Here is a 13705-nt window from a genome sequence, read left to right as displayed (position 1 = left end):
TATGAATTTTGATAAAGGTCCAAGAGATGATCGTTGGTATTTTTCGATCATGGCACCCAATACCAAAGGTGATAAGTTTGCATGGCTTGATCCAACATCAATCTATATTAATGGTGAAGCTTATCATGACTTACTTGATGACCTTTGTGCAGAGATCAGTGCAAAAGATGTGGATGTAGTTGCTGGATTAGATGCCATGGGGTTTGTGATGGCTGCTGGTATTGCTGCTCGCATTGGCTGTGGTTTTTTACCGATTCGCAAAGCTGGAAAATTATGTGTTGATACGGATAGTGCGGACATGACCAATTATACTGGGCGCACTCAAGCCATGGAAATGCGCCTACCTGCGTATGCTCCAGGCACTCGAGTGTTATTGGTCGACCAGTGGGTTGAAACAGGAGGCACCATGCATGGTGCGATACAATTAGTCGAACAGCAAAACGGCATTGTTGCAGGCATGGTTGCCATTGTTATGGAAGACAATGACACCACCGCTAAGTATCGGGAGAAATATAAGTGTATTACTGCCATCCAACCCAACACAAAGTGGCAAGATCAGGCTAACGCTCAGTATTTAGAAAGTTTCAAAACTTACAATCCTGAAGCCGCATTCCCTCGATAAGGTATCGAGTTTAGCGTTATTAAATACAGCAGGTTAAATTGGCATGACCCTAAAGTTCAACCTCTAGTGCGTCATGCCACCTTCACAATCTTATATAAGTGGTGTCTTTAATGCTATTGAGTGCTATTTAGTGCCGAATATCTTGTCACCAGCGTCACCAAGGCCAGGAAGAATATAGCCTTGTTCATTTAAATGATCATCAATCGCTGCCACGTAAAGATTGACCTCTGGGTGCAGTTCGGTCAACCTGGCTAAGCCCTCGGGTGAGGCCACTAAGAATAAACCCATTATAGTCTTACAACCTTTTTGCTTAAGTAAATCTATGGTGGCTAAGAGCGTGCCTCCTGTTGCCAACATAGGGTCAATAATCAGTGCTGTGCGTTGATCAACGTCAGTAATTATTTTATCAAAATAAGCCACAGGTTCTAAGGTTTCTTCGTCCCGATATAGCCCAACAACGCTCACCTTAGCATTGGGCACAAGCTGCATCACCCCTTCAAGCATGCCTAGGCCAGCTCGGAGTATGGGTACAATAGTGAGCTTCTTGCCCGCTAACATGCGCACTGGAATAGGCTGTCCCTGCCAACCATCAATACTGACTTCTTCTAAAACTAGCCCACGACTCGCCTCATAGGTCAACAAACTGGCAACCTCATTGGAAAGTTCACGAAATTGTTTAGTGCTCACATGGGCTTTACGCATGAGTGCTAGCTTATGTGATATTAGAGGATGGTGAATTTCATGAACAGGCATTGTGTCTATTTCCTTTGATATTATACGGGCCCAAAGTCATAACCATGAGCGCCACTAATTAATTGAGCTCGGTTACCTTGTGCGGATTTATGAACCTCGCAAGCGATGGCGAGTTGATAAAAAACAGTTCGATCGATACGCCCCCAAAGGCCATCCCTTACGAGTAATTTTGGCTTTGGCTGATCGGCATCAGAAGTCACGATTAACTGATTAACTTCAGACAAGTAAACTTGATCACCCGTATTGCTAGTGAAGTGCCATTCTCCCTGCCCTTTATGGGGTAAAAAGTCAGCTGCAACAATAACAAAGGGCAGGTCTTCGACAGCAATACGAAAGGCTTCTACCGGAGTAATAATCCAATAATCACCATTGTCTTGACGTTGCAACAAGCGCCCAAACAATTGCATTATCTTGGTGTTAGCAATAGCAGTGCCTTGATGAATCCATTGACCATCAGCAGCAATCACTAAATCCATATCGCCTTTAAATATAGGGGTCCAAGATGATAGATCATAAGCGGGTAATTGCTGAGCATGGTTTATTAAATCTTCTAACATGAACTTTTAAGTTTTATCATTAATAAGAGGCTCATAGTGAGCCTTTTTTGATGCATCTGAATGACGACTTTGACCACGGTTGCCCATGCGCATACCTATTTGCATCAAAAACTCAAAAAAAGCCTCTCGATCTTGGATAAATTCTTTAAAAAAGCCAGAATCATGCAGCGCTAAAGCTCCGTGCACAAGTGCCCATGAAGCAGACAAATGAAAGTAAGCCGGCACTTGTTCCAATTTGCCAGAATCGATGCGCTTTTCAACTAAAATAGTGAGCACCTGCATATTTTCGTTACGAATGCGGTGCACTTCTGCAATTTCTTTTTCATACTCCTCACCCTTGATCAACCGATCTTCTAAACGGTCGAACAGCAGTGCTTGTTCAGGGTCATTCATACGAAATTCAAAGTAACTACGCCACAAGGATTCAGGGTCTGAGAAGTCTTCAGTCGCTAACAGACTAGCTAACTGCATCTCATAGTTAATGAGTAAGTAAATATAGATATCTGATTTAGACTTAAAGTGTTTGTAAATCGTGCCCTTGCCAATACCAACACTATCAGCAATCATTTCTACGGTCACTTTGTCTTCCCCATGAACTCTAAACAGTTCTAGAGCCGTGTCGAGTATCTCCTCTTCCCTGCGCTTAAATTCACGCACCTTGCGGTTTTCTTTTTCCCGTGGGAAATAGGTCGGAATGTTTGGTTTTGCAGCAATACCCCAGTTCATGATGATCCCTTTCATTTGACCCATGCTTTAGATTGCTAGTCGAGCAGTCTAGCCATGACTATACCCAACATAATAGTCATAAAAATTGCAAAAGGCTATCATTCATCTGTCTTAAGAACTATTGCGGTGATAAAAATAATTGGGTAAAGTTTTGACTCGTTTGGGTGGCAAGCTCTGCCAAGGAAACACCTTTAAGGTCAGCGATATATTGAGCCACTAAACGCACATGCTTGGGTTCATTTTGTTGCCCACGATGAGGAACTGGAGTGAGATAAGGAGCATCAGTTTCCACTAACAAACGATGCATTGGAATTTTTTTAACAACTTCTCTCAAATCATTCGCACTGTTAAAGGTCACAATACCAGAAATAGAAATATAAAAACCTAAGTCTAAACAAGCTTCAGCCATGGCCCAATCTTCTGTAAAACAATGAATCACTCCACCCACATCTTGATCAGCTTCCTCTCGCAACAATCTTAGGGTGTCTTCATTAGCACTGCGGGTATGAACGATGACTGGTTTAGCTAGGCGCTTTGAGAGTTGCAAGTGCGCTATAAAGGCTTGTTGCTGAAGGGCTGCATTATCTTGCTGATAAAAATAATCTAAGCCTGTTTCGCCAACGGCAACCACTTTTGGGTGCTGAGCTTGCAGTTCTAATAGCCTGAGACAGTCTAAGTGCTCTACGCTTAGAGGGTGAAGTCCTGCAGAGGCATGTATAAAGTCATAGGCTGCTATTTGTGCCATCATCGGGTCAAATTTCTCAGTGTCCACACTAATACACAGCATTTGTGAAACGTCATTAGCCTGCGCAGCAGCAATGAGGCCAGCGAACCCATCAGTGTAGTGACTCGTATCTAATTTATCGAGGTGACAGTGGGAATCAATAATCATGGTTATCTTCCTGACCTAACTAATAAGTACCATTGGTGCAATAGGTCCTCACACACGAGTTGGGTATTTAAATTGCGTCGCAGATTAATAAAATTAAGTTGCTCCGTGAGTTTTTCTAACAAAGCGTAAATGTCAATGATATTACTGCGTTGATCCACGGCTTGGAGTAATTTAATAATATCGGGATTGGCTAAGTGTTGGGCATTGGAGGTCATTTTCAACTTAATCAAGTCATTGAGCCATTCTATCCACCAACTCAACATTTGTTCTAGAGGTTGTTTATGCCAAATTTTAGCCACATCTACTGGGCTTTCTTTACCCCTAAAAACAGCAGTCAGCTGAACTAACATTTGATGGCGTAATTCGTGGGCTCTAGAGGCGTGTAACTGCAAAGCTCTAAGTGGCGCTCCGTTTGCTAACTGCAATAACTTAATCGTTGTATCAACACTTCTTTCTGCTGTGGGCAATTGTTGCAGCAGCCAATCTAAAGCCTGTGTAGACTCAGGAATGTTAAAATTGAGTAATTGGCAACGACTACGGACTGTAGGTAGCAAGGTTTGTGGCCATTGGTGCAGAAGCAAAAAATAACTTCGATCACCAGGTTCTTCTAACTGCTTTAACAGTGCATTAGCAGCGTTCAAATTTAGATCTGACGCACCATTGATAACAACCACACGAGCACCACCTTGCTGGGCGGTAGTGGCCATGGCATGCTGCAATTTGCGGACTTGGTCTACCAAGATGGCTTTACTGGGTTCTTCAGGCTGCATTAACTTATAGTCAGGATGACTGTTAGACGCTAAAAGCTTACAGGATTTACATGCACCACATGCCATGTTGTCGATCTGCTGCTGGCACAACAAGGCGGCAGCGAGTCTTGTAGCAAATTTTAATTTGCCCAGTCCAGCCGCACCTCCAATAATTAGAGCATGAGGCAGACGCTGTTGCCGTATCATCTGGCTCACCTGCTGCCACTGATCCACTTGCCAGGGATACAAGTCTGAGGGAGCTGCGCTAACTTGCTCAGTCATGGCACTAATCTCCCACAGTGACCAATAAAGGCGCAAGAAAGCCATCCAACTGGCTCTCAACACTAGCGATAGTCTGAGCAGCATCAACCACACGATACCTTTGGGGCTCAGCTTTAGCCTGTGACAAATACCCTTGTCTAACGCGTTCAAAGAAACTAAGTTCTTCTGTCTCTATGCGATCCAAATTAGACCGTTGACCTGCGCGCTCCATACCAATAGCAATATCAAGATCAAACAATAAGGTCAGGGTTGGATTTAAATCACCATGCACCCAGTATTTTAGACTGCTGATAAAATCTTGATCTAGTCCACGCCCAAATCCTTGGTAGGCAACAGATGCGTCTGAAAAACGATCACAAATCACCCATTTTCCAGCTACTAAAGCGGGTCTAATGACATTCTCTACATGTTGCCGGCGTGAGGCAAACATCAATAAAAGTTCCGTATAAGGATCAACGTTTTCATCACGATGTTGTAGTAATAGCTGACGCATATCTTCTGCCATGGGAGTACCACCTGGTTCCCGTGTCACGATGCATTCGATACCCAAGGCTTCAAGCTTTTGTTTAATGTAGGCAATGCTCGTCGACTTGCCAGCACCCTCGCCGCCTTCAATTGATATAAATGATGAGGCCATTAAAGTTTCCTACCGTTTTAACTGATATTTACGCACATTGGCCTGATGTTGTGGGTAGGTCTCTGCAAATGCGTGGCTACCATCACCCCTAGCAACAAAAAATAGACTCAGACCATCCTCTGGGTGCAAGGCTGCATGAATTGCTGCACTGCCCGGCAAGGCAATCGGTGTGGGTGGCAAGCCTCGATGCACGTATGTGTTATAAGGCGTATCTCTGGATAAGTCAGAGCGACGAATATTGCCTTTAAAAGCGACTCCCATGCCATAAATAACAGTGGGATCCGTTTGTAGTTTCATGCCTTTTTGAAGGCGCCTAACAAAAACGCCTGCAATGGTTGCCCGTTCACTGGCTAAGCCTGTTTCTTTTTCGATTATAGATGCCATAATCAGAGCCTCATAGGGCGTTTTGTAAGGTAAATCATCTGCTCTATCAGCCCAAGCAGATTGTAAAACCTGTAATTGCTTCAAATGCGCTTGTTGAATAATATCTGCAGGCACATTATGCCGCGCGAAACGATACGTAGAGGGAAACAATAAACCTTCTGGATGTTGCCATCGGCTATGCATACTGGCAAGCCATTCACTCGCCTCAGGTACAGGTTTGCCTTGCATCGCGGGATGTTGGCTCAAAAGGGTAATAAAATCGCTATAGCGAAGACCCTCTGGAACTGTAAATTGATACTCTAAAACTTTTCCAGTGACCAATTGTGCCAATACTTCAACGCTATTGAGAGACCCACTGAACTGATATTCACCAGCCTTTATGAGGCGGTCTAATTGCAGCCATTTTGCATAGTATTTAAAACTGTCCGCATGGGCGATCACGCCAGCCTTAAAGAGTTTATTACTAATACTACCTAATCCAGCCCCCGGGGAAACTGTAACTAAAGTGGGCTCTGAGATGGGTATAGGCTCATACAACCAAACTTGGACTTGCCGCACGGCTCCATAAGTTAATAATGAGGCTATTAAAACTCCGATGATAAGAGCCCAGAACCATGCTTTCTTTAACATAAGTCACCCACGTTCACTTGCTTAGATAAATGCAGTGCTAAAGCTTTTTGAAGCCGCATAGTCATTGTAGAAATAGCCCAATGAGTCAGCCCTATAGCATCGTAATCAGGATGCCTAGGCGCGTAGGGTAACAATTTTACGAGTGGCCAAATACCATTTAGACTATTAGTAAAAAATACCCCGTCAGCATTGACCAAAGTGTCCAAGGTGACCTCGCTCTGGCTTAAACGAATGCCACATTCTTTAGCAATAAAGACAACTGTTTTTGCCATAGTGCCATCAATGCCGCAATCGTCGATCTTGGGTGTAATGAGTGCACCATTTGTTTCTATAAAAACATTGCTCATGACACCCGAAGCCACAAGACCGGCTTGATTAAGCATGACACCTTCATGAATATCACCATCGTTCCACTCATTACGAGCCATGACCTGATCCAAGCGGTTAAGGTGTTTTACACCCGCTAAAGCCACATTACTTGACCAGCGGTGCTGACAAACTCGTACGCACACACCTACTTTAGTGAGGTGGCTTCGGTCTTTTGGCCAAGGCATCATAGAGACGATGCGTGCAGGCTTTGGCTCACTGGGCACAGCATAACCACGTCCACCGCTGCCTCGGGTGACTATAATCTTTAACACCCCATCAGGCTGAGCAAATAACACATAAGCTGACTGAATATCCTTAACAATCAGTTTAATCAGTTGTAAGCCCTGGATTTCATCAGCGACGATACCTAAACGTAACAGCCCACTAATCAAACGTTGCTGGTGAGCCTGCCAGAGCTGCACTTGCCCTTGGTTTACAGCAATGGTTTCAAACACGCCATCACCATAAGCCAAGCCACGATCCCACACATCTATAAAGGATGCTGGTTGGCCGTTAACTAAGGTTGCTACGTCCATGGCTCCCGTCTCATTTGAGCGTTAAATCCGAGAGAAAATCAAAGTGCCATTAGTCCCACCAAACCCAAATGAGTTTGACATTGCTGAGTCAATGCGCGCTTCTTGAGGCTGGTGTGCCACATAATTAAGGTCACATCCTGGTGAAGGGGTATCGAGATTTATGGTGGGTGGAGCAACTTGGTCACGTATAGCTAGCACCGAAAAAATAGCCTCTACCGCGCCCGCAGCGCCCAATAAATGACCAATCATAGACTTGGTAGAACTCATCCGAACCTGCTCAGCAGCCGGCCCTAACACTAGCTTTGCAGCATTTGATTCAGCCACATCTCCAGCGGGTGTAGAGGTACCATGGGCATTAATGTATTGAATATCATCGCCGTTCAAACCCGCATCTTTCATAGCATTGCGCATGGACGCTGCAGCACCGCGGCCGTCTTCTGGTGGTGAGGTCATATGGTATGCATCACCACTCATACCAAAACCTGTAAGCTCAGCATAAATTCTTGCCCCCCGCGCTTTAGCTAGCTCATATTCTTCTAGCACCATGACGCCAGCGCCATCGCCTAAGACAAAGCCATCACGGTCTGCGTCCCAAGGGCGACTAGCAGCCAAAGGATCATCATTACGGGTTGATAGTGCACGAGCAGCACCAAAACCCCCTAAACCAAGGGGTGTAGTTGCCATTTCAGCACCACCACATACCATGACATCTGCATCACCATAGGCAATCATGCGCGCTGAAGCACCAATATTATGAGTACCCGTTGTACAGGCTGTCGTAATGGCGATATTAGGCCCACGTAGGCCATACATAATCGACAAATTTCCAGAAATCATGTTAATAATACTACCCGGCACAAAAAATGGAGAAATTCGACGTGGGCCACTTTTATTGAGTGCTTCATGACACTTCTCAATCAAGGGCAAACCCCCAATACCAGAACCAATGGCGACCCCTATGCGGTCTGCATTTTCGTCGGTAACCTGTAGATTTGCATCTTGTATTGCTTGAATACCTGCAGCCATACCATATTGAATAAATAAATCCATTTTCTTGCCTTCTTTAGGTGGCAAGTAATGGCTAAGGTTAAAGTTTTTAACACTGGCAGAAAAATGTGTGCCAAAACCTTCAGTATCAAAATGAGTAATATTAGCCACTCCACTTTTAGCGGCTAAGAGGTTGCTCCAAGTTTCGTCCATGGTGTTGCCAACTGGGCTTAGCATGCCCATGCCAGTAACTACAACGCGTTTACGACTCATTTGAATCTCCTTTTAATAGTCACCAACGCACATTGCGCAAGTAGAGTTTCCATTATGACACTTTTGCACGATAAAACAGATGTTTAAAAGCTATAGATGCAGAAAAGCCGCACCAATTGGTGCGGCTTTTCTGACTTCAATTCGAAGTGCAAAAACTAAGCTAGCTTATTGGTTAGCATTAACGTAGTCGATTGCAGCTTGAACAGTGGTGATCTTCTCAGCTTCTTCATCTGGAATTTCTGTTTCAAATTCTTCTTCCAAAGCCATTACTAGCTCTACGGTGTCCAAAGAATCTGCGCCAAGGTCATCAACGAAAGAAGCTGTATTGGTCACTTCTTCTGATTTAACACCTAGTTGTTCAGCAACAATTTTTTTAACGCGATCTACAATACTCATAGTTTTTCCTAATTGGTTCTTATACGCCGTTAACAATTACCTTCAGCTAACGCATGTCCTAGAAAACAGTACGCGGAGTATTCCGCATCATAGTTCTATTTTCTACTCAGTATAGAGTGGGCCTATTATCTACAAATTAACCAAAAAAGCAACCTTAAAACACCAAAAGCAATCTTATATTATCAATTATATGCCCCATAAAAAGATAAATTTAGACTAAACGTAAAACCAGTAGTTTTACCCATAGATTTAGCTCATATACATGCCACCATTGACATGGATTGTTTCACCAGTGATATAGGCACCAGCATCACTGGCCAAAAAGCCAACCAATTGCGCAATATCTTCAGGCGTGCCCAAGCGTTGCAATGGAATTTGTGTGCGCAACGCATCTTTTTGATCCTCACCCAAGGCATCGGTCATATCTGTAGCAATAAAACCTGGCGCAATAGAGTTCACCGTTACATTACGAGACGCTACTTCACGCGCCATGGCGCGACTAAACCCCTCAACACCTGCTTTGGCAGCAGCATAGTTCGCCTGCCCCATGTTACCCATAGAACCAACCACCGAACTAATGTTAATGACCCGCCCCCAGCGAGCCTTGGTCATGCCCCTTAAACAGCCTTTAGCCATGTGAAAGATAGAGCTCATGTTAGTATTAACCACATCATCCCATTCATCAGTTTTCATTCGCATTAATAGGTTATCGCGAGTAATACCAGCATTGTTAACGAGTATCGCTGGTGCACCATAAGCGTCAACTATAGCTTTTAGTGTGCCTGACACTGATTCACAATCAGCCACATTAAGTACCATGCCAGTACCAGCATTACCCACTGCAGATAAGCTTGCAGTAATTGATTGGGCTCCAGCTTCTGAAGTGGCAGTGCCTATAACAATGGCACCTTGGGAAGCAAGTTGCAGCGCGATGGCTTTACCTATGCCTCTTGTTGCTCCTGTGACTAATGCGATCTTACCGTCAATTGCCAACATAATATAATCCGTCTTATTGTTCTAGTGTAGCTGCTAACAGGGCAGCGTTATTTATGGACGCAGTTTGCAGGGTTTTATTTATCCGCTTTGATAAACCATTCAAAACTTTCCCCGGCCCACATTCTATCACAAGGTCAATACCACTCGCTGCAATAGACTCTACGCACTGGGTCCACAGGACGGGCTCAATTAAATGAGTAACTAGGTTGCTAACGATAGCATTCACTGAACCTGCCACTTTGCCATCCACATTCTGCACCACAGGAATAGTTGGCATCACCACCTTAGTGCTCTCAAGCAGCACACGCAATTGCTCAGCTGCAGGCAACATCAGTTCACAGTGAGACGGCACACTTACTGGCAGGGGCATAACCGCTCTTGCACCAGATTCTTTACAGGCCACCATGGCGCGCTCTACAGCAGGTTTAGAACCAGCTATAACAACTTGTCCAGGAGCATTATAGTTCACCGGCACAACCACTTGATCTTCCGCACTAGCTTTACATACACCAGCAACAACATCATTATCTAACCCAATAATTGCTGCCATCGCTCCTTCTCCTGACGGGACTGCGACTTGCATAAATCGACCACGGGCTTCTACCAAGCGAATGGCGTCAGCAAAATCTAATGCTCCAGAACAGACTAAAGCCGAATATTCCCCTAAACTATGACCCGCTAATAAGCTCGGCGTTGCTCCACCTTGCTGCAGCCATAAGCGCCATAAAGATACACTTGCCGCCACTAAAGCGGGTTGCGTGATGTGAGTTTGGCTGAGTTGGTTATGCACATCAAGCTGAACCAATTCCCATAAGTCGTAGCCTAGCACTTCACTGGCTTCGGCAAAGGTGTTCGTTACCACTGCGTGTTGGGCCCCTAACTCAGCCAACATGCCAATACTCTGAGAGCCTTGGCCGGGGAATACAAATGCAATCTTAGCACTCATCCTATTTCCTTTATTTAACATCAATGGCATCTATTGAGACCTAACTATCTTCTTGCAGACGTTTTGCCACCTGCATTTCAACATAACCTTGGGTTGCTTCAATGGCATACTGCAAGGCTGCTGCATTAGCATAACTATGGGACTTAACCACTAAGCCTTGCAAGCCTAATAAAAACGCACCATTTAATCGATTTGGATCAAATTGTGACTGCCAAGCTTGCATAATTTTTTCTAATTGAACTTGGGTTAAATCACTACTGGTGAGGTTTTCCATTAAACTGTGAGCTAACATATTGCTCACGCCTTCGCCTGATTTAATCAAAATATTGCCTGCATATCCATCACAGATAACGACACTGGCCTGACCCTCAAAGATCTCCTGAGGCTCTATATATCCCAAATAATTCAGTTTAGGGTCAGCCTTGAGTAGCGCGTCCGCCGCCTGCACTTGTGCTTGCCCAGTGCCAGACTCAGTGCCAATATTTAGTAGTCTTAGGGTAACAGAGGGGTCTTGTTGTAAACTTGCTTCTAAAGCTTGCCCCAGCTGGCCAAACTGATAAAGCTGCTGCCCAGTTGAGGTCAGATTAGCCCCCATATCCAAGACTAAGCACATGCCTTTGCGGGTGGGGATATGACTAGCGAAGGCTGGACGTTCATAGCCAGGTAGCATTTTTATGAGATGACGACTCAAGGCCATTAGGGCTGCAGAACTACCACAACTAATACATGCATGGGCTTTACCTTGCGCTACTAAAGCTAAGGCAATGTACATAGAAGAATTTTGTTTTTGACGCAATATCACCATCAAGTCATCGGTTTTTTCTACGACTTGGGGGGCATCAATGCAATGTAGTCTCTGCAAAAGCGACACCTGCTCCACCTTCACTGACTCCAGTAAGGGGGCAAGGACACTTTGAGGACCAACCCAATAAAGGGTTAAGCGGGGGTAGCACTCGAGGCAGGCAAGCGCCGCCTCGAGGCTGGTACTGGGACCTAGATCCCCACCCATAGCATCCAATGCTAGGGTGTAATGTGACGACAAATTACTCTGCGTCTTGGTTAACTACCTGACGGCCTTTGTAAAAGCCATCAGCAGTTACATGGTGACGACGGTGAGTTTCACCCGTAGTCGCATCTACTGAAAGAGTAGCGACTTCCAACGCATCATGTGAACGACGCTGTCCACGCCTAGAACGGGTTACTTTGCTCTTTTGTACAGCCATGACTAAAAACTCCTAATTGGTAAACTAATCTTTTTGCAGTAAAGCCTGCAATCCCTCAAAAGGATTAGGCTTTTCCTGCGCGGTTTCTTTGTCGCCATATTCAGTTGCTACTGCACAATCTGAATGGTAAGCCACAATGGGTATGTTCAAAATCATTTCGTGGTCTATCAACTCACGCATATCAAGCTTCTTATCTTCCAATAACCAAGGGTCATATTCATGTGGAAGTTTTTCGGCCTGTTCTTCGTTAAGCACTATACCTACGTTCATGTCCCCTATTATATCAATGCCTATGGCATCTAAACAGCGCTGACAACTAATTTGTACGTTTTTTATCGCAGCATGACCCTTAATAATGGGCCGATGCGCGTTATCACGTGAAAAATGTAACTCCACACTGACCTGACCCTGATCCGACTGAAGGTAGCTACAAAAACCAGTTAAGGTTGATAACTCTACTTTTCCAGTGATGGTTTGTTGGCCATCGCACAGCTTGCGCGGGTCTAAAAAACGGGGTAATTCTGTGTCAAACATGGCGCGATATGATATGCATCTAACGTCCTTATGTCAAAGAAAAACAGCATCAAAAGTAAAAAAATGCAGTTTAATCATGCCTTTTGTGAAACCTAAGTCAATATCACGCTCATCAAAAATTTAGTGTATCACTAAGTTCTGCTTTAAACCCCAACCAAGGGCGGTTTTTGTTTGTGCACCTAACTGCTCCATGACTTCTTCCAAAGGCGATTGTTCGGGTGAATACCACACCACATTTGCCACGCCAATTTCATCTCGCGCTACACTATGTAAGTTACCTAGGCCATCAATTAAGCCTAGCTCTAGAGCACGCTCTCCATGCCAAACAACCCCAGAATAAAGATCTTCATCATGCACTAAGCGCCCTCCTCGACCTACTTCTACCTGAGTAATAAACTGCTGATGAATGTTATCCAGTAAGTTTTGAAACATGATTTTTTGAGTCGCTTTTTCTGGTAAAAAAGGATCCAAAAAATCTTTATTGCCGCCGGCAGTGTATGTGCGTCGCTCAATGCCTAATTTGTCTATTAATTGATCAAAGCCAAAACCGCTACCTATGACCCCTATTGAACCCACCGTACTGGCTTTATCGGCATAAATGTAATTGGCCACTGCGGCAATATAATAAGCCCCTGAAGCCCCAACATCTGCAATCACAGCATACAAAGGCTTGCTTGGATAAGCTTGCTTGAGCAACTGCAATTCATCAAACAAAATGCCCGCTTGCACAGGACTACCCCCAGGACTGTTAATATTAAGCATCACCGCTTTTGCATTAGGCGCTGCGAAAGCATCTGCTAAGGCCGGTAGCAAGCGCTCTGCACTGGCCTCAGATCCTGCCATTATAGGTCCGAACACATCCACCACAGCCACATGTTCTTGTGATTCCAACAAAGATTCGCCATCATCACCAGACATAATTATGCCAAGTACGCTAAATAAAAAAATAAAGGTAATACTCTTAAAAAAGATACCCCAGCGCCTAGTGCGTCGTTGCTCCACCTGAATACTGGAGACCAATTGGCCAATCACCTGCCATTCTGGTTTATTTGCATCTTCACTCATGGGCTAGACCTTTAGCATGTATCAATGTAATTATATTAATGGGCCCAAATGTTTGTTTTAAAAGCCCTTCCGTTTGTATTTTTCTCTGCTATGCTAAGTCGTCAAAGCTTTATCATTAATCCTCACGATCAATAAAGCGCCATTACAA

The 13705-nt window shown here is 44.5% G+C and carries 17 protein-coding genes; 1 reads left to right on the top strand and 16 read right to left on the bottom strand.

Annotated elements, in window-relative coordinates:
* Window position 1: 1 nt before the first annotated feature.
* Window positions 2-622 carry a phosphoribosyltransferase family protein gene (locus ABXT59_RS06400; RefSeq protein WP_443638370.1) on the top strand — a complete coding sequence of 207 codons (621 nt, stop codon included), beginning with the start codon at window positions 2-4 and terminating at the stop codon, window positions 620-622.
* Between the two features lie 123 nt (window positions 623-745).
* Here the strand turns inward: ABXT59_RS06400 and upp are convergent, their stop codons facing one another.
* The 16 genes from upp to ABXT59_RS06320 all read right to left on the bottom strand — a co-directional run bounded on the left by upp (window position 746) and on the right by ABXT59_RS06320 (window position 13557).
* On the bottom strand, window positions 746-1375 hold the full coding sequence (gene upp, locus ABXT59_RS06395; protein ID WP_443638369.1) for a uracil phosphoribosyltransferase: 630 nt from the start codon (window positions 1373-1375) through the stop codon (window positions 746-748).
* 20 nt (window positions 1376-1395) lie between these two features.
* A complete protein-coding gene (locus ABXT59_RS06390; RefSeq protein ID WP_443638368.1) occupies window positions 1396-1932 on the bottom strand; it encodes a DUF1285 domain-containing protein in 537 nt (178 codons plus the stop codon).
* 6 nt (window positions 1933-1938) lie between these two features.
* Window positions 1939-2673 carry a TetR/AcrR family transcriptional regulator gene (locus ABXT59_RS06385; RefSeq protein WP_443638367.1) on the bottom strand — a complete coding sequence of 245 codons (735 nt, stop codon included), beginning with the start codon at window positions 2671-2673 and terminating at the stop codon, window positions 1939-1941.
* Window positions 2674-2776: 103 nt separating this feature from the next.
* Window positions 2777-3550 carry a TatD family hydrolase gene (locus ABXT59_RS06380; RefSeq protein WP_443638366.1) on the bottom strand — a complete coding sequence of 258 codons (774 nt, stop codon included), beginning with the start codon at window positions 3548-3550 and terminating at the stop codon, window positions 2777-2779.
* A 2-nt stretch (window positions 3551-3552) separates the two neighbouring features.
* The gene (locus tag ABXT59_RS06375) at window positions 3553-4581 is read right to left on the bottom strand and encodes a DNA polymerase III subunit delta' (RefSeq protein WP_443638365.1); all 1029 of its coding nucleotides are present in this window, start codon (window positions 4579-4581) and stop codon (window positions 3553-3555) included.
* Window positions 4582-4585: 4 nt separating this feature from the next.
* The gene (gene tmk, locus ABXT59_RS06370; protein WP_443638364.1) at window positions 4586-5218 is read right to left on the bottom strand and encodes a dTMP kinase; all 633 of its coding nucleotides are present in this window, start codon (window positions 5216-5218) and stop codon (window positions 4586-4588) included.
* 9 nt (window positions 5219-5227) lie between these two features.
* Window positions 5228-6232, bottom strand: coding sequence for an endolytic transglycosylase MltG (mltG, locus tag ABXT59_RS06365; RefSeq protein ID WP_443638363.1), 1005 nt, complete (start codon window positions 6230-6232; stop codon window positions 5228-5230).
* A complete protein-coding gene (gene pabC, locus ABXT59_RS06360) occupies window positions 6226-7137 on the bottom strand; it encodes an aminodeoxychorismate lyase (RefSeq protein ID WP_443638362.1) in 912 nt (303 codons plus the stop codon). The genes mltG and pabC overlap by 7 nt, the downstream gene beginning before the upstream one ends.
* A gap of 21 nt (window positions 7138-7158) precedes the next feature.
* Window positions 7159-8397: a beta-ketoacyl-ACP synthase II gene (gene fabF, locus ABXT59_RS06355; RefSeq protein WP_443638361.1), complete on the bottom strand. Its 1239-nt coding sequence runs from the start codon at window positions 8395-8397 to the stop codon at window positions 7159-7161.
* Window positions 8398-8562: 165 nt separating this feature from the next.
* Window positions 8563-8793: an acyl carrier protein gene (gene acpP, locus ABXT59_RS06350; RefSeq protein ID WP_443638360.1), complete on the bottom strand. Its 231-nt coding sequence runs from the start codon at window positions 8791-8793 to the stop codon at window positions 8563-8565.
* 249 nt (window positions 8794-9042) lie between these two features.
* Window positions 9043-9786, bottom strand: coding sequence for a 3-oxoacyl-ACP reductase FabG (fabG, locus tag ABXT59_RS06345; protein ID WP_443638569.1), 744 nt, complete (start codon window positions 9784-9786; stop codon window positions 9043-9045).
* Window positions 9787-9802: 16 nt separating this feature from the next.
* Window positions 9803-10735, bottom strand: coding sequence for an ACP S-malonyltransferase (gene fabD, locus ABXT59_RS06340; protein WP_443638359.1), 933 nt, complete (start codon window positions 10733-10735; stop codon window positions 9803-9805).
* Between the two features lie 40 nt (window positions 10736-10775).
* Window positions 10776-11777, bottom strand: coding sequence for a phosphate acyltransferase PlsX (gene plsX, locus ABXT59_RS06335; RefSeq protein ID WP_443638358.1), 1002 nt, complete (start codon window positions 11775-11777; stop codon window positions 10776-10778).
* A 1-nt stretch (window position 11778) separates the two neighbouring features.
* Window positions 11779-11958, bottom strand: a complete 180-nt coding sequence (gene rpmF, locus ABXT59_RS06330; protein ID WP_443638357.1) for a 50S ribosomal protein L32 — start codon at window positions 11956-11958, stop codon at window positions 11779-11781.
* Window positions 11959-11982: 24 nt separating this feature from the next.
* Window positions 11983-12492 (bottom strand): YceD family protein, encoded by a 510-nt coding sequence (locus ABXT59_RS06325; protein ID WP_443638356.1) that lies wholly within the window; start codon window positions 12490-12492, stop codon window positions 11983-11985.
* A 120-nt stretch (window positions 12493-12612) separates the two neighbouring features.
* Window positions 12613-13557 carry a S49 family peptidase gene (locus ABXT59_RS06320; RefSeq protein ID WP_443638355.1) on the bottom strand — a complete coding sequence of 315 codons (945 nt, stop codon included), beginning with the start codon at window positions 13555-13557 and terminating at the stop codon, window positions 12613-12615.
* Window positions 13558-13705: the final 148 nt, after the last annotated feature.

The organism is Candidatus Njordibacter sp. Uisw_058, assembly GCF_047730065.1.
Taxonomy (GTDB): domain Bacteria; phylum Pseudomonadota; class Gammaproteobacteria; order Pseudomonadales; family Balneatricaceae; genus Njordibacter.
This window is presented reverse-complemented; position numbering and strand designations above follow the sequence as displayed.

Bases quoted from the DNA above. Each gene is read 5' to 3' on its own strand.
- ABXT59_RS06400 (WP_443638370.1), top strand. From the start codon at position 2: ATGAATTTTGATAAAGGTCCAAGAGATGATCGTTGGTATTTTTCGATC.
- upp (WP_443638369.1), bottom strand. From the start codon at position 1,375: ATGCCTGTTCATGAAATTCACCATCCTCTAATATCACATAAGCTAGCA.
- ABXT59_RS06390 (WP_443638368.1), bottom strand. From the start codon at position 1,932: ATGTTAGAAGATTTAATAAACCATGCTCAGCAATTACCCGCTTATGAT.
- ABXT59_RS06385 (WP_443638367.1), bottom strand. From the start codon at position 2,673: ATGAAAGGGATCATCATGAACTGGGGTATTGCTGCAAAACCAAACATT.
- ABXT59_RS06380 (WP_443638366.1), bottom strand. From the start codon at position 3,550: ATGATTATTGATTCCCACTGTCACCTCGATAAATTAGATACGAGTCAC.
- ABXT59_RS06375 (WP_443638365.1), bottom strand. From the start codon at position 4,581: ATGACTGAGCAAGTTAGCGCAGCTCCCTCAGACTTGTATCCCTGGCAA.
- tmk (WP_443638364.1), bottom strand. From the start codon at position 5,218: ATGGCCTCATCATTTATATCAATTGAAGGCGGCGAGGGTGCTGGCAAG.
- mltG (WP_443638363.1), bottom strand. From the start codon at position 6,232: ATGTTAAAGAAAGCATGGTTCTGGGCTCTTATCATCGGAGTTTTAATA.
- pabC (WP_443638362.1), bottom strand. From the start codon at position 7,137: ATGGACGTAGCAACCTTAGTTAACGGCCAACCAGCATCCTTTATAGAT.
- fabF (WP_443638361.1), bottom strand. From the start codon at position 8,397: ATGAGTCGTAAACGCGTTGTAGTTACTGGCATGGGCATGCTAAGCCCA.
- acpP (WP_443638360.1), bottom strand. From the start codon at position 8,793: ATGAGTATTGTAGATCGCGTTAAAAAAATTGTTGCTGAACAACTAGGT.
- fabD (WP_443638359.1), bottom strand. From the start codon at position 10,735: ATGAGTGCTAAGATTGCATTTGTATTCCCCGGCCAAGGCTCTCAGAGT.
- rpmF (WP_443638357.1), bottom strand. From the start codon at position 11,958: ATGGCTGTACAAAAGAGCAAAGTAACCCGTTCTAGGCGTGGACAGCGT.
- ABXT59_RS06325 (WP_443638356.1), bottom strand. From the start codon at position 12,492: ATGTTTGACACAGAATTACCCCGTTTTTTAGACCCGCGCAAGCTGTGC.
- ABXT59_RS06320 (WP_443638355.1), bottom strand. From the start codon at position 13,557: ATGAGTGAAGATGCAAATAAACCAGAATGGCAGGTGATTGGCCAATTG.